This window comes from Marcopretia estuarina LEGE 06307, from assembly GCF_056633115.1.
In genome coordinates this window covers 52508-72268 of the sequence record NZ_JBSJOY010000005.1, presented here as the reverse complement: position 1 = coordinate 72268, position 19761 = coordinate 52508, and the positions used below count along the sequence as shown (strand labels likewise).

Genomic DNA, 19761 nt, shown 5'->3' with positions numbered 1-19761 from the left:
GCTCCGCCGGAGTCCTCCTCTCCGTGGAGTGTCAGCCTTGGAATCCAGCGCCACGGCACTGACGGAAGCCCAGGCCCACCTGCACCAGCTGCGCCAGCGCATGGAGCAGAGCAATCAGGCCCTGTATCGGGATCTGGCCCTCTACCTCCAGGTGCTGAGGGCCGGCTTGCCGCAGGCAGTCCTGCAGGCCACCTTTCACCTGGCCACCCAGGTGGTGCCGGCGCGCTACACGGCGCTCGACACCGCCGAGCGGCTTGGACTGCAGCAGCGCCTGCAGCAACTGGTGCAGCGCTGCAACGCTCTGCTCACGGTGGAGCAGCTGATCGTGCTGGCACGCCAGGTGCGCTCTGAACAGCAGCGCCTGCGGCGGCGGGAGCAGCGGCGTCTGCTGGCCGCCATGGCTGCTGCCGCTGGGGAAGCTACAGAGTCTTCCCATGGCGATGACACCCCTGGCCCATCCGGCGACGGCTCTGGCCAAGACTCCGGCCAGGCGATGGGCTTGCCCCGCGGTTCCGTGCAGCTGGGCATGGATCTGCCGCTCAGTGCCGATCTGTTCGCCGCCGGCCTGCCGGGCCTGAGCGGGCTGTCCGGCCTGGCCGCGCTCACCAGCGGCAGCGAGGAGGAAGGCGGCCGCGCCGCTGCGTACGGCGGCGGCGACACGGAGGACGAGGATGAGGACGACGCGCACAGCGGCCACCACGATCCAGACGGCGCCGATGCGGACGACGGGCGGAGCTACGACGCCCAGAGCTACGACGACGCAGACGAAGACGACACCGACGATGACGCTCTCATCGACGCCGACCCCGAAGATGACGACGCCGATCCAGACGGTGTAGGCCGAAACGACGACGTCCGAGACGATGGTGGCCGCAGCCACCGCCGGCACAGAAACCGCTCAGGCGGCAGCCAGGGAGATCGTGCCGCCACTCAGGCCGCCAGTGGTTTCGACGCCGGCGGCGAACCCGCCCATGTGTTCCAGGCGCTGTTCGCGATGGCCAGCGAGGCGATGGGGCGCCTGCCTGCTCCGGCCAGGGACACCGACAACGACGGCGATCAGGATCTCGATGACGACAGCGAGGGGAGCGCCGTATCAGCGTCCGCCTCGCCTACCGGCCCAGACGACAGCAGCGAGGCGCCCTATCTGTTGCCGCGCCAGCCGCTGGAGCTGCTGCACTGGTGGGGCGCCTTCGACCTCGCCCTGCAGCGGCGTCTGCGCAATCTCTCGCACGCGATCAACCTCGAATTGCTGCGCCTGGGCCTCACGCGCAGCCTGCTGCCGGCGAGCCTGCTGGATGCGGTGCTGCGCGGGCAGATCGAAGCACTGCCGGCTCCCGCCAACCTGCTGCGCCTGTCTCTGCCCTTCAGCACCGATGGCATGGCCGCGCCGATGGAAGCGTTCGGTCTGCTGCTGCGCGGCCCTGATCTCGAGGCTGAGCAGCCGCGGCTGCGCACCAGCCGGCGCCGGCTGGAAGAGCGGCGCAGCGAACTGCGCACGGTCGCCCGGAACTACCGACACTGGCAGCGGCGCACCCTCGCCCTGGAGGCGGAGCAGCAGTGGTTGCAGGACAGTCGGATGGCAGGTCCGGTTCAGCCCTGACCCCGGGCTCGCCAGCGGGCGATTGGCTGGCCACCCTGCAACAGGCCCTGAGGGTGGAGGCGGAACGCGGTTTCGGCGACCTGCAGGGCCGCCACGAGTGCTTCAGCGCCTTCCTGGCCCGCAGCTGCCGCCAACCACCGGACGGCCTGACCCAGCGACCGGAGGATCAACGCGCCCTGGCCGAGCTGGCTGCCGGCTTTGAGGGCTACAGCGGCCTCAGCCCCGCCCGCCGGCAGACCCTGGTGCGCCAGTGCCGCGAGCGGCTGCATGCCCTGCGCCGCTCCTTCGACCCACCGGCCACCGTGGCGCCGCCGCGGCTGCCGCGGCGCGAGGCGCCCGCGCCTGCGGCAGGCAGCAGAGGTGCAACCAGCGGCGATGCACGCACCAGCGGCGTAAGCAAGGGGCAGGCGGCCATCGAACCCGACACGCCGCTGGGGGCGATCCGTGGCATCGGCGCCAGGACCGCCACCCAGCTCGCCGCCATGGGGTTGCTGCTGGCCCGTGATCTGGTGCGCCACTACCCCCGCGACTACGTCGATTACGCGAACCTGGCGCGGATCGGTGCCCTGCGCGCCGGCGAGACGGCCACCGTGGTCGCCACGGTGAAGCGCTGCCATGCCTTTGCCAGCCCGCGCAATCCCAACCTCTCGATCCTGGAGCTGCAGCTGCAGGACATCACGGGCCGGCTGCGGGTGAGCCGGTTTCTGATCGGCAAGCGCTTCAGCACGCCGGGTTGGCTGAAAGCCCAGCAACGCCAGTTCCCGCCCGGCTGCACGGTGGTGGCCAGCGGCCTGGTCAAGGACTCGCCCTACGGCCCCTGCTTCCAGGATCCGCTGATGGAGGTGCTGGAGCGCCCGGATGCGCCGCTGCGCTCCGATCGCATCGGCCGGCTGCTGCCGGTCTACGCGCTCACCGAAGGCCTGAACGCCGAACGCTTGCGGCAGGCCTTGCGGGTCGTGCTGGAGGCGGCGGTGCGTTGGCCCGATCCCCTGCCGGCCAGTCTGCGCCAGCGGGAAGCTTTGATGGGCCGTGGGGAGGCGCTGCAGGGGTTGCACGATCCCCGCGACCGGGATCATCTGCAGGCCAGCCGTCACCGGCTGGTGTTCGATGAGTTTCTGCTGCTGCAGTTGCGGCTGCTGCAGCGACGCCTGCAGCAGAGCCGCCGGCCCTCCACGCCGCTCTCGGTGAACACGGGCGCCGGCAGCCTGGTGGGCGGCTTCCTGGCGCTGCTGCCCTTCCCCCTCACCGCCGCCCAGCAGCGGGTGCTGGCGGAGATCCGCGCCGACATGGCCCGGGGCCAGCCGATGGCACGCCTGGTGCAGGGGGATGTGGGCAGCGGTAAGACCGTGGTGGCCATTGCCGCCCTGCTCACGGCGATCGAAGCCGGTTGCCAGGGGGCCTTGATGGCTCCCACCGAAGTGCTGGCCGAGCAGCATGCCCGCAAACTCGGCGACTGGCTGCCCCAGCTGCATGTGCGCGCGGCGCTGCTGACCGGCTCCACTCCGCAGCGGCGGCGCCGTGAGCTGCTGCAGGACCTGGCGAACGGCCAGCTGCAGCTGCTGGTGGGCACCCACGCCCTGCTGGAGGATCCGGTGCAGTTCGCCCGGCTCGGTCTGGTGGTGGTCGATGAGCAGCACCGCTTCGGGGTGCGGCAGCGCGACAGGCTGTTGGGGAAGGATGTCCAGCCCCACCTGCTCACCATGACCGCCACCCCGATCCCCCGCACCCTGGCGCTTTCGGTGCACGGAGATCTCGAGGTGAGCCAGATCGATGCGTTGCCCCCCGGCCGCACCCCCATCCGCACGCGGCTGCTGCGCAGCGGGGAGCGCCAGGAGGCCTACAGGCTGATCGCCGAGCAGGTGGCACTGGGGCAGCGGGCCTATGTGGTGCTGCCGCTGGTGGAGGAATCCGAGAAGCTCGACCTGCGCTCGGCGGTGGAGGTGCACCGCCAGCTGAGCGAGGAGGTGTTCCCGCAGCTGCGGGTGGGGCTGCTGCACGGCCGCATGGCCAGCAGTGAGAAGCAGGAGGCGATCACTGCCTTCGCCAGCGGCGCCTGCGATGTGCTGGTGGCCACCACGGTGGTGGAGGTGGGTGTCGACGTGCCGGACGCGAGCGTGATGGTGATCGAGCACGCCGAGCGCTTCGGCCTGGCCCAGCTGCATCAGCTGCGGGGGCGGGTGGGCCGCGGTGCCGCCGCCTCCCACTGCCTGCTGATCAATGACAGCCGCAACGCCGAAGCCCGTCAGCGGCTGGAGGTGCTGGTGCGCAGCAGCGACGGCTTCGAGATCGCCGAAATGGACCTGCAACTGCGGGGCCCCGGGCAGGTGCTCGGCACGCGCCAATCGGGGCTGCCCGATCTGGCCCTGGCCAGCCTCACGGAGGATGGCGCCGTGCTGGAACAGGCACGGGCCGTGGCGCAGGGGCTGCTGGCGGCGGATCCGGAGCTGCAGCGGCACCCGGGCCTGGCCCTGGCCCTGGCCGAACAGCGCCAGCGGCAGGCGGAAGCGGCTCGCTTGAATTGAGCCTGTCCCCTGGTCTGCCGCCGTGCCGCGTCCCTGGAGCTCGGTCCCGATCGAAGACAACGGCGAACCGCTGATCCCACTCCCCCCCGAGCTGCTCCGGCTCGAGCCTCACCCTTATGCGGCTCTCGGGGCCCCCTATGGCCAGGCCGGCTGCCCCTTCCGCCTGCGCCAGGGGGTGGTGGAGCGTCTGCTGCAGGCTCAGGACGCCCTGCAGCAGCAGCAGAATGGCTGGCGGCTGGCCGTGTTTGATGCCTGGCGGCCGCTGGCGGTGCAGGCGTTCATGGTAGAGCACGCACTGCGGGAGGAATGCCGAGCCCGTGGGGTGGATCCCGAGCGGCCGGGGCCGGAGCGCGAGGCCGTGGCCGCAGAGGTGGGCCGCTTCTGGGCCCCGCCCAGTGCCGATCCAGCCACACCGCCGCCGCACAGCACAGGGGCAGCCGTGGATCTCACCCTGGCCGGGCCGGCAGGCGCGCTGCTGGGAATGGGCGGGGACATCGATGCGATCGGCGCGGTCTCAGAGCCTGGGCACTACGCCGACGCTGCCGCAGAGGATCCAACCGGCCCAGCGGCGAGCTGGCACCAGCGACGGCTGCTGCTGCAGGCGGTGATGGCGGCAGCTGGGTTCAGTCAGCACCCCAACGAGTGGTGGCACTTCAGCCATGGTGATCAGCTGTGGGCCTGGCGCAGCGGCGCTGCGCAGGCCTGCTACGGGCGCTGGACAGGCGCTGGGTCTGGAGAGGGCACGGTGGCGGTGGGCAGCGGCATCAGCTGAAACTCGCGCCAGATCTGCTCCGCCTCCGGCCGGCTGAGATGGCCGAGAGCGGCGCAGCGTTTCAAGGTGGCCTCGCCCATCTCCAGTTGCACCTCCCGCAGGCGGGCCAGCACCTTCGGTGGTTGGCTGGCGAACTGGTTGAGCTGGCGCCGGTAGGCGGCCAGCAGGTTGTCGCGCTTGCAGGTGAGGGGATCCGGCTCGAACGTCTGCACCGGGACGGCAGGTGTGCGTCGGTCCTGGCTGAGGGCTGCGGGCCCGGCCATGGACAGGGCGGCGAGCACAAGAGCGAGCCGCAGCGGCCGGATCAACATCCGACCAGGGCCTCACGCACGGCCACATCACCCAGCTGGGCCACGTGCTCACCGAAGCTGCGCCGCCCACCGGCCGCCTTCCAGCCCCGCAGCAGGGGTTCAAGGGTGCTCTCCAGTTCCGCCAGGGGCATCCGCTCCAGGAAGGGACTGGCCAGACGGGTGAGGTTGGGGGTGCCCCCCAGCCAGAGCTGGTACTGCTCCACGCCGCTGCCCACCAGACCGATCTCCGCCATGTACGGGCGGGCGCAACCATTGGGACAGCCGGTCATGCGCACGAGCACGGGTTTCTCGATGTCCAGGCGCCGCAGCAGGGCATCGAGGCGATCGAGCACCTCAGGAAGGATGCGTTCCGATTCGGTGATGGCCAGACCACAGGTGGGCAGGGCCGGGCAGGCGATCGCATGGCGGGCCAGCAGATCGGGAGCTTCGGGGGCCTGGAAGCCGAGCTCCGCCAGGGCGGAGCGCACCGAACTGCGCTGGGGGGTGCCGATGTTGCAGAGCAGCAGGTCCTGGTTGGGAGTGAGCCGCACCTCCAGCTGGTAGGTCTCCACCAGCTTTCGCAGCCCCTGCTTGCGCTCGCCTTCGAGGCGGCCACAGAGCAGGGGCAGGCCCACGAACCAGAGATTGGCGCTCTGGCGATGCCAGCCCAGGTAGTCGGCGAGGCGGGGGGTGGGCTCGTTCTGCAGGCCGCGGATCGGATGGGGGAAATAGCGCTTGAGCTCCTGCTTGAACCAGGCGATGCCCCGGTCGTGGATCAGGTACTTCATGCGGGCGTGACGCCGCACCTGGCGGTCGCCGTGGTCGCGCTGCAGGGCAGCGATCGCCTGGACGAGATCGAGCACATGCTCGGCAGCCACGTAGCCGAGCGGATCGGCAGTGCGCGCAAAGGTTTCGTCCTTGTTATGGGTGCGGCCCATGCCCCCACCCACGTAGGCGTTGCAGCCCCTGAGGCGCCCACTCGGATCGGTGAACACCACCAGGCCGATGTCCTGGGTGAGCAGATCCACGGAGTTGTCGCCCGGCACCGTGACGGCCACCTTGAACTTGCGCGGCAGGTAGGTGCCGCCGTAAAGGGGCTCGGAGGCATCACCGCTGAACAGGGCTCCTTCGCGCTGGCGCTCGCGTGCCTCACGCACCGGCTTGTCGGGCTTGAAGCGGTAGCTGTGATCCCCTTCCACCCAGAGGTCGAGATAGGAGCCCTCGGCGGCCTCCGGCGACAGCAGATCGGCGATCTGATCCGCCAACCGACGCGCGGCGGGGTAACCCCCCTTCTCGAAGGGGGCAGCGGGGGCCATCACGTTGCGGTTGATGTCACCGCAGGCCGCCAGCGTGGAACCCAGCGCGCGCACGATCGTGCCGATCACCTCGCGCAGATCGGCCTTGGCGATGCCGTGCATCTGGAAGGCCTGGCGGGTGGTCACCCGCAGCGTGCCGTTGCCGAGGTTGTTGGACAGGTCGTCCATGGCCAGATAGAGCGGCACCGGGATGCGCCCGGCGGGGCTGCGTAGCCGCAGCATCATTTGCCAGTCCTTTTCACGGCCCTTCTGGCGGTTGTCGCGGTTGTCCTGCTGATAACTGCCGTGAAACTTGAGGATCTGGACGGCGCCGTCCGTGAAGAACGGCTTGTCGTTCTCCAGTTCGGTGGCCAGCGGCTCCTTGAGATGGCCGCTGGCCGCCTTGAGCAGCTCGAACTTGGTGGGTGGCAGGTCGTTGGCAGTCGCTGGTTGCCCAGCCGTTGATTGCCCAGTGGCAGCCAACGGTTGCCCTGCTGCAGGCTTGGTGGATCCACCCTCTGAAGGGCCACCCTCAGCCTCCCGTTCCCCCACGGACTTGCGAACACGGTTGGGGGTCACGGTCACGTTGGTGCTACCAGGTTGTTTGAAGGTAGCGAAGCAGCCGCGTCGTCACTGGCGTTCAATACAGTCGGTGGCTGTTGAGACACTTGCGTGGCCACGTTCCTGCTGGAGATCGGCACCGAGGAACTGCCGGCGGATTTCGCCCGGATGGCCCTCCCTCAATTGGAGCAGCAGGTGCGCCAGGCACTGAGCGCGCACAAGCTGCCGCTGGAGTCGCTGTGGTGCAGCAGCACGCCCCGCCGCCTCGCCGTGTGCGTGAGTGGCCTGCCGGAGCGCCAGGCCGATCAGGAAGAGGAGCGCAAGGGCCCACCGGCGGAGCAGGCCTTCGTGAACGGGGAGCCGGCTCCCGCCGCCATCGGCTTCGCCCGGCGCTGCGGCGTGGACGCCAGCGAACTTGAAGTCCGCCAGACCCCGAAAGGGCCATTCGTCTTCGCCCGCCTGCGGCAGCAGGGGCAGCCCACCTTCGAGCTGCTGAGCGGCCTGATTCCCGGCTGGATCGATGCCCTGCAGGGAAGGCGCTTCATGCGCTGGGGCCAGGGAGACAGTCGCTTCAGCCGGCCGGTGCGCTGGCTGGTGGCCCTGCTTGATGAGCGGGTGATTCCCGTGCAGTTGCCGGCTACCGATCCCTGCATCCAGAGCGGCCGCCTCAGCCGCGGCCACCGACTCGTGCAGTCGGAGGTGTCGATCACGGCGGCGTGCACCTACAGGCATGAGCTGGCCGCCGCCGGGGTACAGGTCGACCGCCAGCTGCGCGCCCAGTGGATCCGTCAGCAGCTGGAGGCGGCAGCCACCGCCGCCGGCGCCCGGCCCGATCTGCCGGAGGCGCTCTTCGAGGAGCTGGTCGATCTGGTGGAGAGCCCCTCGCTGATTGAAGGCAGCATCGATACGCACTTCCTTGCCCTGCCCCCCGAGGTGCTGAGCACGGTGATGCGTTCCCACCAGCGCTATGTGCCACTGGAGCCTGTGGGCGCCCAGGCGGATGTTCTGGCGCTCTCGGCCCGGTCCTTACTGCTGCCCAGGTTTCTCTGCATCGGCAACGGCCTGGAGGCGGCGGCCTCAACAGTGCGCCGGGGGAACGAGCGGGTGCTGCGGGCGCGGCTGGCCGATGCCGCCTTCTTCCTGGACGCAGACCGCCGGGTGAGCAGTCACAGCCGCCTCAGTCAGTTGGAGCGGGTCACGTTTGCTGAAGGCCTGGGCAGCCTGAAACAGCGCGCCGAACGAATCTGCTGGCTCACCGACACCCTGTTGGAGGCACTGGCGTTAGCGGACGACGACGCCGAAACCGCCCGCTGCGCCGCCGAACTCTGCAAGCACGATCTGGTCAGCCAGATGGTGGGCGAATTCCCGGAACTGCAGGGGGTGATCGGGGCGAAGTACGTGCTGGAGGAAGGCAAATCGCGCGGCGTGGCCCTGGCTGTGCTGGAGCACTACCTGCCGCGTGGTGCCGGCGATCGCCTGCCCAGCTCCGCTGCCGGAGCGGTGGTGGCGATGGCGGAGCGCCTGGAGCTGCTGCTCAGCATCTACGCCAAAGGGGAGCGGCCGAGCGGGTCTTCCGATCCCTACGGGCTGCGGCGGGCCGCCAACGGGCTGCTGCAGGTGCTCCACGCCCAGGGTTGGCGCCTTGATCTGAACGCGCTGCTGAAGGGCGCCACGGCGCACTGGCAGGCGCTGCTGCCAGGCCTTGGGGTGGATTCCGTCGCCCTGTCACTGGAGCTGCAGGAGTTTCTGCGCCAGCGGCTGGTGGCCCAGCTGGAGGAGGAAGGCTTCGATGCTGACCTGGTAAGGGCGGTGGCGGGTGCCACGGTCCAAGGGGAACGCCTGCTGCGCCAACCCATCGACGCCTGGGAGCGGACCCAGGTGTTGGCGGACCTTCGGGCGAGCGGCGCCCTCAAGGAGGTTCAGGCCGTGGTGCAGCGTGCGGCGCGGCTGGCGCAGCACAGCGAGCTCAGCGGCCAGGTGCTACGGGCTGATGGCGTGGTGGAGCCAGCCCGCTTCACTGCCAGCAGCGAAGCGCAACTGCTGGCAGTGGTGCAGGACATTGAGCCGCTGGCCTGCGGAGAGGCAGGCAGCATCGACTACAGCGGTCTCGCCGCAGCCCTCGGCCAGGGTGCGGGAGCGCTGGCGGCCTTCTTCGATGGCGAAACGAGCGTGATGGTGATGTGCGACGACATGGCCGTGCGCACCAACCGGCTGAATCTGCTGGCGGTCCTCACCAATCAGTCAGAGGTGCTCGCCGATTTCAGTGCCCTTGATGGGTGATCGGCGCTGCCTGTCAACGACAAAAGACCGCCAAGACTCCCCCTGGATTTGGGCAGAGCCCCAGTGAGGCGCTGAGGAGTCAGTTCAGTGACCCATCAGGGCAGGTTCCCGTTCCTCGGCTTCGGTCACGACGGACCCTGCCGCTGACGGGGTGGGGGCGATGTCGGCGGCCAGCCCCTCAGCCTGACGGGGCTGCAGGGAACCGGTGGCGGCGAAGAGCTCCATCTCTGCCTGGGTGCGGACAGCGCTCTTCACCGGCTGGTAGCCGGCGGGGGCCAGCGCCTGGCCGCGAAGCACGGAGCCGAGGGTGAGCAGGGTGAGCTTGATCTGCTGCCACGGGTTCATCATCACCACCCGCTTGTAGAGGTAGCTGTCGAAGGTGAGACGCTGCACATCTTTGTCATCGCACATTTCAACGAAGGCCTCGCGGGCAGCGTCGTTGCGATAGAAGATGTTTTGCAGAAGCTCAAGAACTTTGTAGGTGGCACCGTATTTGCGGTCCCACTTCTTGATGTAGACCTTGAGATCTTTTTCGGTGGGAATCGTTGCTCCAGAGCTGCTGGCTGCCACGATCTGTTCGGCGCACATGCGGCCACTCTTGGCGGCGAAATAGATTCCTTCACCGGAACTCTTGGTCACGTAGCCGGCGGCATCGCCCACCAAGGCCATGCGACCCACCACCCGACGCGGGCGGGGATGCTCAGGGATCGGGTGAGCTTCCACCTTGATCACCTCACCATTGAGCAGGCGGGCGGAGGCCCGTTCCCGAATGCCCTTCTGGAGCCCCTTGATCAAGGCCTGGTTGACCTGCATGGTGCCGGTTCCAACGGCCACGTGGTCGAACTTGGGGAAGACCCAGGCGTAGAAGTCCGGGGACACATCGGTGCCCACATACATTTCTGCGAGGTCTTCGTAGTAGGACATCTCCTCCTTGGGAAGACGGATGCGCTCCTGAAAGGCAATGGCAACGTTGTAGTCGCCAGCATCCATCGCCTTGGCAACGCGGCTGTTGGCCCCATCGGCGCCGACGATCAGATCCACTTCGAGAGTCTTGATCTCACCGGTAGGGCCACCGGAGGAATAATCGGCATACTTGAGGGTATAAGGGCCCTGGCGGTTCTTGCCGGTGTCGATGCTCTGAACCAGCCCGTTGACGAGGTGGGTGCCCAGCTCGGCGGCCCGATTGCGCAGGAAGCCATCAAGCACTTCGCGGCGGCACATGCCGATGTATTCATCGGCGTTGTCCAGATGGATATCCACCTCACGATTGGAGGGCGAGATCATCTTCATGTTGCGCACCTTGCGGTCGATGATCGACTCCGGCAGGTCGAATTCATCAACCATGCAGAGCGGAATCGCACCACCGCAGGGCTTGGCATTATCAAGCTTTCGCTCAAACAACCAGGTTTCGATGCCCGCCTTGGCGAGGACCTCCGCAGCACAGGAACCGCTTGGGCCGCCACCCACCACTGCGACTCGCAACATCTTGAAACCTGCTCCGCTGGAACGATCCTGGGCTGGAAGCTAACACTCCTGTTCCGGCTTTTGAGGCGCCGAAGGGCCTGGCCCCTACGATTGTTTCAAGCTTGTAGCCCCGTCCTTTGCCCCCGCGAATGTCCGCGCGTCATCAGGGCGACGACATCCCGGTGGCTCAGCGCTCGCTGCGCCCCGGGCCACCCCGGGGACGATCGCTGCGCGCGGTGCTCGGCACCGTGATGGTGCTGGTGGTGGGCGGTGGCGCGCTGGGTTTTCGCTTCCGCGAGCCGCTGGTCCAGTTGCTCACCCCTCCCCCCGTCCCCGGGATCGATGCACGGCTGGGCAGCGATGGGCGGCTGCTGGGCCACTTCCCCTATGCGGAAGCGCCGACGGACCAGCTCACCAACGTGGCGCCGGGCCTGATGCTGCATACAGAGGCTGCCGTCGAGCTGCTCGCCATGCAGCGGGAAGCGGCCGCCGATGGGGTGGATCTGCGCTTGCTGAGCGGTTTCCGCTCAGTGGATCTGCAGCAGCAGATTTTCTTTGGTGTCAAATCGGAGCGCAACCAGAGCGCCGAGGAGCGCGCCCAGGTGAGCGCCCCACCGGGTTTTTCCGAGCACAGCACCGGCTACGCCGTCGATCTCGGCGATGGCGGCCGGCCCGCCGCCAACCTGAGTGTCGACTTCGAGCGCACTCCCGCCTTCCGCTGGCTGCAGGAGAATGCCAACCGCTACCACTTCAAACTCTCGTTTCCGCGCGGCAATGCCCAGGGCGTGACCTACGAGCCATGGCACTGGCGCTTCGAGGGATCAGCGGAGGCGCTGCGGATGTTCGAACCGGCCCGACAGCTGCAGGGATCTGAGCGGAGCGGGCTGGGATAGGGTGAAGGTTCATTGCAACCGGTAGTGGTTGCGTCAGAAAGGATTGAAGGAGAGATCACGCATGAGCGCCGCTTCCCAGAGCGCACCGATTCGCAATATCGCGATCATCGCCCACGTTGACCACGGCAAGACCACGCTCGTGGATGCCCTGCTTCAGCAGTCGGGGATCTTCCGGGACGGCGAGGCTGTGCCCACCTGCGTGATGGACTCGAACGACCTGGAGCGCGAGCGCGGCATCACGATCCTCTCCAAGAACACCGCGGTTGATTACGCCGGCGTACGCATCAACATCGTCGATACCCCCGGACACGCCGATTTCGGCGGCGAGGTGGAGCGGGTGCTCGGCATGGTGGATGGTGCCCTGCTGATCGTGGACGCCAACGAGGGGCCCATGCCCCAGACCCGCTTCGTGCTCAAGAAGGCGCTCGAGCAGGGCCTGCGGCCGATCGTGTTCGTCAACAAGATTGACCGCGCCCGCGTCGACCCGGAACAGGCGGTCGACAAGGTGCTGGATCTGTTCCTCGAGCTCGGCGCCGACGACGACCAGTGCGACTTCACCTACCTGTTCGGCAGCGGCATGGGGGGCTACGCCAAGCCCGACATGGCCACCGAGAGCGAAACGATGAAGCCGCTCTTCGACGCCATCCTGCGCCATGTGCCGCCGCCGGTCGGAGACCCTGAAAAGCCCCTGCAGATGCAGGTCACCACGCTCGACTACTCCGACTTCCTGGGTCGGATCATGATCGGCCGCATCCACAACGGCACTATCAAGGCCGGCCAGAGCGCCGCACTGATCCGCGACGACGGCAGCATCAAGCGCGGCCGGATCAGCAAGCTGCTCGGCTTCCAGGGCCTGCAGCGGGTGGAGATTGAGCAGGCCAGCGCCGGCGATCTGGTGGCCGTGGCGGGCTTCGATGAGGTGAACATCGGCGAAACGATCGCCTGCCCCGATCACCCCGAAGCGCTGCCCTTGATCCGGGTGGATGAACCCACCCTCCAGATGACCTTCGTGGTCAACGATTCCCCCTTTGCCGGCAAGGAAGGCAAGTTCGTCACCAGCCGTCAGCTGCGTGACCGCCTTCAGAAGGAGCTGCTCACCAACGTGGCGCTGCGGGTGGAGGACACCGACTCCCCTGATCGCTTCTCCGTGAGCGGCCGTGGTGAGCTGCACCTGGGCATCCTGATCGAAACCATGCGCCGCGAAGGCTATGAGTTCCAGGTGTCCCAGCCGCAGGTGATTTTCCGCACGATCGACGGCACACCATGCGAGCCGGTGGAAACCCTGGTGATGGACGTTCCCGAAGATGCGGTGGGCTCCTGCATCGAGAAGCTCGGCACCCGCAAGGGCGAGATGCAGAACATGGAAACCGGCAACGACGGCCGCACCCAGCTGGAATTCGTGGTGCCGGCCCGCGGCCTGATCGGTTTCCGTGGTGAGTTCGTGCGCGCCACCCGCGGCGAAGGAATCATGAGCCACTCCTTCTTCGAATACCGCCCCATGCAGGGGGATTTCGATGCCCGCCGGAACGGCGTACTGGTGGCTTTCGAAGAAGGCACCGCCACCTTCTACGCGCTCAAGGGCGCGGAGGATCGGGGCCAGTTCTTCATCACGCCTGGCACCAAGGTCTACAAGGGCATGATCGTGGGCGAACACAACCGGCCGCCCGATCTTGAGCTGAACGTCTGCAAGGCCAAGCAGGTCACCAACATCCGCTCGGCAGGCGCTGAAGTGCTCGACACGCTTCAATCCCCGATCCAGATGACGCTTGAGCGCGCGCTTGAGTACATCGGGCCGGACGAAATGCTGGAAGTGACCCCGGAATCGATCCGGCTGCGCAAGCTGCCGGTGAAGAAGGCCGCCAAGCGATGAGCCAGGGGATGGCGTCCCGCCACCCCGGCCCAGTGCCCCCCGCCGACGACCTGACCGCAGACCCCCGTCTGCAGATGGCCGCAGGGCTGTTCAACGCGGGTGAGTGGTACGCCTGCCACGACGTGTTCGAGGAGATCTGGCACGAAACCCAGGGGCCCGACCGAGCCGCGCTTCAGGGATTTCTGCAGATCGCCGTGGCCCACCTGCATCTGCAGCGCGGCAACCAGCGTGGAGCCACGCTGCTGCTGGGTGAAGGGCTGGGCCGGCTGGCACCGTTTCCGGCCGACGCCCTCGGCTTCAACCTCACCCTGCTGCGCGCCCGGGTGGCTGACCGGCTGCACTGTCTGCAACAGGGGAATGACCCAGGGGCCCTCCCCCTGCCAGTGTTGACGCCAGCTGCCTGACCCGCAGACCCCTGCCGCGAAGCTCGCTCCCTGAGACGGATGCGGGACTCCCACGCCCGCCCCCTTCCTGCCACTGCCGGAACCATGCCTGAGATGCACCGACGCCGTCGCCCCCCCCTCGCTACCGCAGGGGCGGCACTAATGCTCGCGCTCTGGAGCCTCCATTCCCCCCTGGCGCGGGCGCTGCCGCTGGGGTCGCAGGTGCCCGAAGCGCCCCAGTTGCCGCGGCCGGCGGGCGCCGCACCGGGGGCCCCGATGCCCACCTCGACGTCAGCCCCTGAAGGAACGGTGCTCACGCCGCAGGCACCGATCACGCCCACCGGCCTGGTGACGATCGAATCGGACACGCAGCGCGCTGACAACAGCACCGGCATCGTGACCGCCACCGGCAACGTGAGGATTCTTTACCCCGATCGGCGCCTGGCCGCCACCGCCCGCCAGGCCCAGTACTTCACCCGGGAGGGGCGCATCGTGCTCACCGGCGATGTGGACGTGGTGCAGGAAGGCGGCAACCTGCTGCGCGCCGAACGGGTGGTCTACCTGGTGGACACCGAACGGGTGCTGGCCCAACCCACCGATGGCAAGCAGGTGTTCAGCCAGCTAAGGATCCAGCAGAACGCTCAGCCTGCTGGGCCAGCAGTGCCATGAGCCTTGTGTTGGAAGGGGTGGCCCTGAGCATCGGAGGCCGCCCTCTGGTCAAGGGGGTGACCCTCGCCCTGGAGCCCGGCGAAGTGGTCGGCCTGCTGGGCCCCAACGGCGCCGGCAAGACCACCACCTTCAACCTCGTCACCGGCTTGCTCAAACCGGATCGGGGCCGGGTCGTGCTCGATGGGAAGCGGGTGGAGCGGCTGGCCATGCCGGAGCGTGCCCGTCTGGGCATCGGCTACCTGCCCCAGGAGCCGAGCGTTTTCCGGCAGCTGAGCGTGCGCCAGAACCTGCAGCTCGCCCTGCAACAGAGCGGCGCTCCGGTGGCGGGGCGGCGGGAGCGCGTCGAGCAGTTGGTAGAGGAGTTCCACCTGACCAACTTTCAGCACCGCCGTGGCTTCCAGCTGTCTGGAGGAGAGCGGCGCCGCTGCGAAGTGGCGCGCGCCCTGGCGGTGGGCGAAGCGGGCCCGCGCTACCTGCTGCTGGATGAACCCTTCGCCGGCGTCGATCCGCTCGCCGTTGCCGACCTCCAGACCCTGATCGGCACTCTGCGGGATCGCAACATGGGTCTGCTGATCACCGATCACAACGTCCGGGAGACCCTCTCCATCACCGACCGCGCCTACATCCTCACGGAAGGCAGCCTGCTGGCCTCCGGGCCTTCGGCTGAGGTGGCCAGCAACCCGCTTGTGCGCCAGCACTACCTGGGGGAGGGCTTCCAGCTGTGACACTTGCTCATGAACCCGTGCTGGCGCCCAAGCGGCTGCTGCGCCCCGTACTGCTGCTCTGGGAGCGCCTGCCGCTGATGGACCGTTGGCTGAGCGGTGAACTGCTCGGCCCGCTGCTGTTCGGCGTGGCGGCCTTCACCACGGTGTCCCTGTCGGTGGGGGTGGTGTTCGAGCTGGTGCGCCGGGTGGCGGAATCGGGCTTGCCGGTGACGGCGGCGATGCAGGTGCTGGGCCTGCGCCTGCCGGGATTCCTGGTGCTGTCGTTTCCGATGGCCACCTTGATGGCCACACTGCTGGCCTACAGCAGGCTGTCGGGCAACAGTGAGCTCACGGCTCTGCGCAGCATCGGCGTGAGCACCAGCCGCATGGTGATGCCGGCCCTGGGCGTGGCGCTGCTGATGAGCCTGCTCACCTTCACGTTCAACGACCTGATCGTGCCCGCTGCCAACCTCCAGGCGGCCGACACCCTCAATGAGGCCCTGGGCAGGTCGGTGGCCACGGAGAAGGGCAGTAACATCATTTACTCGCGCTTCAGCCTGCGGCCCGCCAAGGATGATTCCGGCGCCGACCGCTACCTCTCTCAGCTCTTCTATGCGCGCAGATTCGAGAAAGGGGAGATGCAGGATGTGACGGTGCTCGATTTCACCCGCGAGAACGGCACCCAGATCCTGCAGGCCAAGCAGGGAATCTGGAACGCGGAGCAGGGCATGTGGGAATTCAGGGACGGCCAGGTGGTGCTGGTGGGAGGGGCTGAGGGCTCCACCACATCCGCCAGGTTCGACCGCTATCTCTATCCGCTCGATCAGGGGCCGCTGAAACTGGCTGCCCTGCCCAAGGACGCCGCCAGCATGTCCGTGGCCGAAGCCCTGCGCGCCGAGCAGTTGCTCAGAGAGGCCGGCGACCAGAAGGAGGCCCGCCGGATGCGGGTGCGCATTCAGGAGAAATTCGCCTTCCCCACCATCTGCCTGGTGTTCGGGCTGATCGGCAGCAGCCTGGGCGTGCGCCCGGATGCCCGCACCAGCCGCAGCCAGGGGTTCGGCATCAGCGTCCTGCTGATTTTCTCCTACTACCTGATGTCCTTCATCTTCAGTTCGCTGGGGGTGAAGGGCACCCTGGCCCCCTTCCTGGCAGCCTGGATGCCGGTGTTCATCGGTCTGGCGGGTGGCCTTGTGCTGCTCCGACAGGCCAGCCGCTGATCTCCCTGCCCGCCAGGCAGACTGACCCAACCGCTTCTGGGAATCGTGCTTTCTGTGACCGATCCGGTTCTGACCCTCGCCCTGATCGCCTTCGGCCTGCTGCTGGTCGCTCTGCCGCTGGCCTTCTGGAGTTTGAGCGGCGGCCGTTCGAGCACGGTGGTGCGCCTGCTGGTGGCCGGCGCCAACGTGAGCCTCACCGCCCAACTCACACTGCGCTGGTGGGAATCGGGACACTTCCCGATCAGCAATCTCTACGAATCGCTCTGCTTCCTGGCCTGGGCCTGCACGCTCACCCAGCTGCTGGTGGAGCGCTCCTGGGCTTCCCCGCTGGTGGCGGCGGCAGCGACACCAATGGGTCTTGGCTGTGTGGCCTTTGCCAGCTTCGCCCTGCCCGACCGCCTGCAGGCGGCCTCCCCACTGGTGCCGGCCCTCCGCTCCAGCTGGTTGGTGATGCATGTGAGCGTGATCATGGTGAGCTACGCCGCCTTGCTGGTGGGTTCACTCCTATCGGTGGCCGTGCTGTTCACCGAGCGGGGCCGCCAGCTGGAGCTGCGCAGCAGTTCGATCGGCAGCGGCGGCTTCCGCCGCGCCCAGCTGGCCGTGGTGCCGGGGGGCGGCGAGGCCAGCAGCGGCCAAGGCCTGGAGCTGAGCAGCGTGGCCATCGGCGTGAGCGAACAGCTCGACAGCCTCAGCTACCGCACGATCACGGTGGGCTTCCTGCTGCTCTCGGTCGGTCTGGTGAGCGGCGCCGTGTGGGCCAATGAGGCCTGGGGCAGCTGGTGGAGCTGGGACCCGAAGGAAACCTGGGCCCTGATCTGCTGGCTCGTCTATGCCGCCTATCTGCACACCCGGCTGAGCCGCGGCTGGCAGGGCAGGCGACCGGCCCTGGTGGCCTCTGCCGGGCTGGTGGTGATCGTCGTCTGCTACATCGGCGTGAATCTGCTGGGCATCGGTTTGCACAGCTACGGCTGGTTCCTGGGCGCCTGAGCCCCACCTCCCTGACCCCGTAGGCCCCGCCACGAAAACGCCGGCTGTGGTGTTCGGGTTCATGGCTCTGATGATTGCTGCGTTCAGTGAGCAATCAGCACGCATTGAGTGCGCAGCCCGACATGGTGTGGTTTCTCGCCAGGTTGTGCATTCCTCAAGCTCACTGGGCCGCTGTTGGGGGGGGTGAGGCTCAGCCATGAAAAAAGGCGCCGGATTCGCTTCCGGCGCCCTCGAAATCAACCGGCTGGGGAATCAGCCGCCCTAGGGGTCAAGCGCGACTGGCCCAGTCATCGAGGCTCAGGGCAGACCAGCCTCGGACCGGGCGCTACGACCGGTCGGTCGCTCACTCAAGACCAGGCACTCCGACCTCGCACTTCAAACGAGGATCGCTTCGGGGCGACGGCTGTGGCGAATACCGTCGATCGCTTCGCGGTAATCAGGCGCGTTGAACACGGCCGAACCGGCCACGATCGCGTTGGCACCGGCTTCCACCACCTGCCAGGTGTTGTTGGCCTTGAGACCGCCATCCACTTCGATCCAGGGATCGAGGCCCCGCTCGTCGCACATACGTCGCAGGCGGCGTACCTTTTCCACGGCTGAGGGGATGAAGCTCTGGCCGCCGAAGCCGGGGTTCACGCTCATGATCAGCACCAGGTCACAGAGCTCGAGGCAGTACTCGAGGGTTTCCAGCGGTGTGCCGGGGTTGAGCACCGCACCGGCCTTCTTGCCCAGATCCTTGATCTGGCCGAGGTTGCGGTGGAGGTGAGGGCAGGCTTCCACCTGTACATAGATGTGATCGGCGCCCGCCTTGGCGAAATCGCCCACATAACGCTCGGGCTCCACGATCATCAGGTGCACATCGAGCGGTTTCTGCGTGACGGGGCGCAGGGCTTCGACGATCAGTGGGCCGATGGTGATGTTGGGGACGAAGCGTCCGTCCATCACATCCACATGGATCCAATCGGCCCCCGCCTCGTCAACGGCCCGCACTTCGTCGCCGAGACGGGCAAAATCTGCAGACAGGATCGACGGGGCGATCACCAGAGGCTTGGTGCTCATGGCTGGGGCCACCGGGGCAAGAGATCCACGCCATTGTAGGAAGAGGCCGGTACCGGCCCCCCAGCCGCTGGCCGCCCCATGGGGCGCTGATACAGTCGCCACGGCCAGAGACCGAAACAAACCTGCTGCAGCTGGTCTGCCGGTTCTTGCTTCGGCACCGCCGCTCCCTCCCCCTGCCGGACTTTTGTGGATCGCACCCTCATTCAGGAACTGCTTGAAGTCGTCGAGCAGGCCGCCATCGCCTCTGCGCACCTGACCGGCCTCGGCAAGAAAGATGAAGCCGACGCTGCTGCCGTGGAGGCCATGCGCCTGCGGATGGGCAGCATCGCCATGCAGGGCCGGATCGTGATCGGCGAAGGGGAGCGCGACGAAGCCCCGATGCTCTACATCGGCGAGGAAGTGGGCAGCGGCACCGGTCCCGGCGTGGATTTCGCCGTCGACCCCTGCGAAGGCACCAACCTCTGCGCCAACGCCCAAGACGGCTCGATGGCCGTGCTGGCCGCTTCCGACCGCGGTGGCCTTTTCAATGCGCCCGACTTCTACATGAAGAAGCTGGCGGCACCGCCGGCCGCCAAAGGCAAGGTGGACATCCGCAAGAGCGCCACGGAAAACATCGCCATCCTCAGCGAGTGCCTCGGCCTGCCCGCCAATGAGCTGGTGATCGTGGTGATGGACCGCGCCCGCCACAAGGATCTGATTGCCGAGATCCGCGCCACCGGCGCCCGGGTGAAGCCGATCAGCGACGGTGACGTGCAGGCGGCCATCGCCTGTGGCTTCTCCGGCACCGGCACCCATTGCCTGATGGGCATCGGCGCTGCTCCGGAAGGGGTGATCTCCGCTGCAGCCCTGCGCTGCCTGGGTGGCCACTTCCAGGGTCAGCTCGTGTATGACCCCGCGGTCGCCCAGACCTCCGAGTGGGCCGATTACACCAAGGAAGGCAACATCGCTCGCCTCAATGAAATGGGCATCACCGACATCGACAAGGTGTACGAGGCCGAGGAGCTGGCCTCCGGCGAGAACGTGGTCTTCGCAGGCAGCGGCATCACCGATGGCCTGCTGTTCAAGGGCGTCAAGTTCGAGCGCGACTGCACCCGCACCAGCAGCCTGATCATTTCCTCGCTCGATTCCAGCGCCCGCTTCACGGACACCATCCACATCAAGCCCGGCGCTCAAAGCGTCGCGCTGCGCTGAGTCC

16 protein-coding genes are annotated in these 19761 nt (G+C 67.6%); 12 read left to right on the top strand and 4 right to left on the bottom strand.

Annotated features, from left to right (window positions below; all coding sequences use genetic code 11):
- Nucleotides 1-37 precede the first annotated feature (37 nt).
- The 3 genes from ACWJI3_RS12040 to ACWJI3_RS12030 are packed head-to-tail and all read left to right on the top strand — an operon-like array spanning nucleotide 38 to nucleotide 4894.
- The gene (locus tag ACWJI3_RS12040) at nucleotides 38-1600 is read left to right on the top strand and encodes a hypothetical protein (protein ID WP_255141192.1); all 1563 of its coding nucleotides are present in this window, start codon (nucleotides 38-40) and stop codon (nucleotides 1598-1600) included.
- Nucleotides 1558-4122 (top strand): ATP-dependent DNA helicase RecG, encoded by a 2565-nt coding sequence (recG, locus tag ACWJI3_RS12035; protein ID WP_480203813.1) that lies wholly within the window; start codon nucleotides 1558-1560, stop codon nucleotides 4120-4122. Before ACWJI3_RS12040 ends, recG begins: the two co-directional genes overlap by 43 nt.
- A 22-nt stretch (nucleotides 4123-4144) precedes the next feature.
- Nucleotides 4145-4894, top strand: coding sequence for a M15 family metallopeptidase (locus tag ACWJI3_RS12030; RefSeq protein ID WP_255101275.1), 750 nt, complete (start codon nucleotides 4145-4147; stop codon nucleotides 4892-4894).
- Here the strand turns inward: ACWJI3_RS12030 and ACWJI3_RS12025 are convergent.
- Entirely contained in the window at nucleotides 4828-5205 is a 378-nt protein-coding gene (locus tag ACWJI3_RS12025; RefSeq protein WP_094513115.1) for a hypothetical protein, read from the bottom strand. The genes ACWJI3_RS12030 and ACWJI3_RS12025 overlap by 67 nt on opposite strands.
- On the bottom strand, nucleotides 5199-6962 hold the full coding sequence (locus tag ACWJI3_RS12020) for an NADPH-dependent assimilatory sulfite reductase hemoprotein subunit (protein ID WP_480203812.1): 1764 nt from the start codon (nucleotides 6960-6962) through the stop codon (nucleotides 5199-5201). The genes ACWJI3_RS12025 and ACWJI3_RS12020 overlap by 7 nt, the downstream gene beginning before the upstream one ends.
- A 189-nt stretch (nucleotides 6963-7151) precedes the next feature.
- Between ACWJI3_RS12020 and glyS the strand changes: the two genes are divergently transcribed.
- Entirely contained in the window at nucleotides 7152-9320 is a 2169-nt protein-coding gene (gene glyS, locus ACWJI3_RS12015; protein WP_480203811.1) for a glycine--tRNA ligase subunit beta, read from the top strand.
- Nucleotides 9321-9404: 84 nt separating this feature from the next.
- Here glyS and chlP read toward each other — a convergent pair whose 3' ends face one another.
- Entirely contained in the window at nucleotides 9405-10805 is a 1401-nt protein-coding gene (chlP, locus tag ACWJI3_RS12010) for a geranylgeranyl reductase (RefSeq protein ID WP_255101279.1), read from the bottom strand.
- 128 nt (nucleotides 10806-10933) lie between these two features.
- Between chlP and ACWJI3_RS12005 the strand changes: the two genes are divergently transcribed.
- From ACWJI3_RS12005 to ccsB, 7 genes are all read left to right on the top strand, one after another.
- A complete protein-coding gene (locus tag ACWJI3_RS12005) occupies nucleotides 10934-11677 on the top strand; it encodes a M15 family metallopeptidase (protein ID WP_255101280.1) in 744 nt (247 codons plus the stop codon).
- A 61-nt stretch (nucleotides 11678-11738) separates the two neighbouring features.
- Nucleotides 11739-13547, top strand: a complete 1809-nt coding sequence (typA, locus tag ACWJI3_RS12000; protein WP_094513110.1) for a translational GTPase TypA — start codon at nucleotides 11739-11741, stop codon at nucleotides 13545-13547.
- Between the two features lie 8 nt (nucleotides 13548-13555).
- Nucleotides 13556-13951, top strand: coding sequence for a DUF309 domain-containing protein (locus ACWJI3_RS11995; RefSeq protein WP_094513451.1), 396 nt, complete (start codon nucleotides 13556-13558; stop codon nucleotides 13949-13951).
- Between the two features lie 93 nt (nucleotides 13952-14044).
- The gene (locus tag ACWJI3_RS11990; protein ID WP_480203810.1) at nucleotides 14045-14599 is read left to right on the top strand and encodes an LptA/OstA family protein; all 555 of its coding nucleotides are present in this window, start codon (nucleotides 14045-14047) and stop codon (nucleotides 14597-14599) included.
- Nucleotides 14596-15324, top strand: a complete 729-nt coding sequence (gene lptB, locus ACWJI3_RS11985) for an LPS export ABC transporter ATP-binding protein (RefSeq protein WP_094513108.1) — start codon at nucleotides 14596-14598, stop codon at nucleotides 15322-15324. The genes ACWJI3_RS11990 and lptB overlap by 4 nt, the downstream gene beginning before the upstream one ends.
- A gap of 77 nt (nucleotides 15325-15401) precedes the next feature.
- Complete coding sequence (locus ACWJI3_RS11980; protein WP_480203933.1) at nucleotides 15402-16520, top strand: LptF/LptG family permease; 1119 nt, start codon at nucleotides 15402-15404, stop codon at nucleotides 16518-16520.
- A 54-nt stretch (nucleotides 16521-16574) separates the two neighbouring features.
- Entirely contained in the window at nucleotides 16575-17507 is a 933-nt protein-coding gene (ccsB, locus tag ACWJI3_RS11975) for a c-type cytochrome biogenesis protein CcsB (protein ID WP_480203809.1), read from the top strand.
- 375 nt (nucleotides 17508-17882) lie between these two features.
- Here the strand turns inward: ccsB and rpe are convergent, their stop codons facing one another.
- Nucleotides 17883-18566: a ribulose-phosphate 3-epimerase gene (rpe, locus tag ACWJI3_RS11970; RefSeq protein WP_255141189.1), complete on the bottom strand. Its 684-nt coding sequence runs from the start codon at nucleotides 18564-18566 to the stop codon at nucleotides 17883-17885.
- 186 nt (nucleotides 18567-18752) lie between these two features.
- On the opposite strand from rpe, the gene glpX reads away from it, so the two are divergent.
- Nucleotides 18753-19757 carry a class II fructose-bisphosphatase gene (gene glpX / locus ACWJI3_RS11965; RefSeq protein WP_094513103.1) on the top strand — a complete coding sequence of 335 codons (1005 nt, stop codon included), beginning with the start codon at nucleotides 18753-18755 and terminating at the stop codon, nucleotides 19755-19757.
- Nucleotides 19758-19761: the final 4 nt, after the last annotated feature.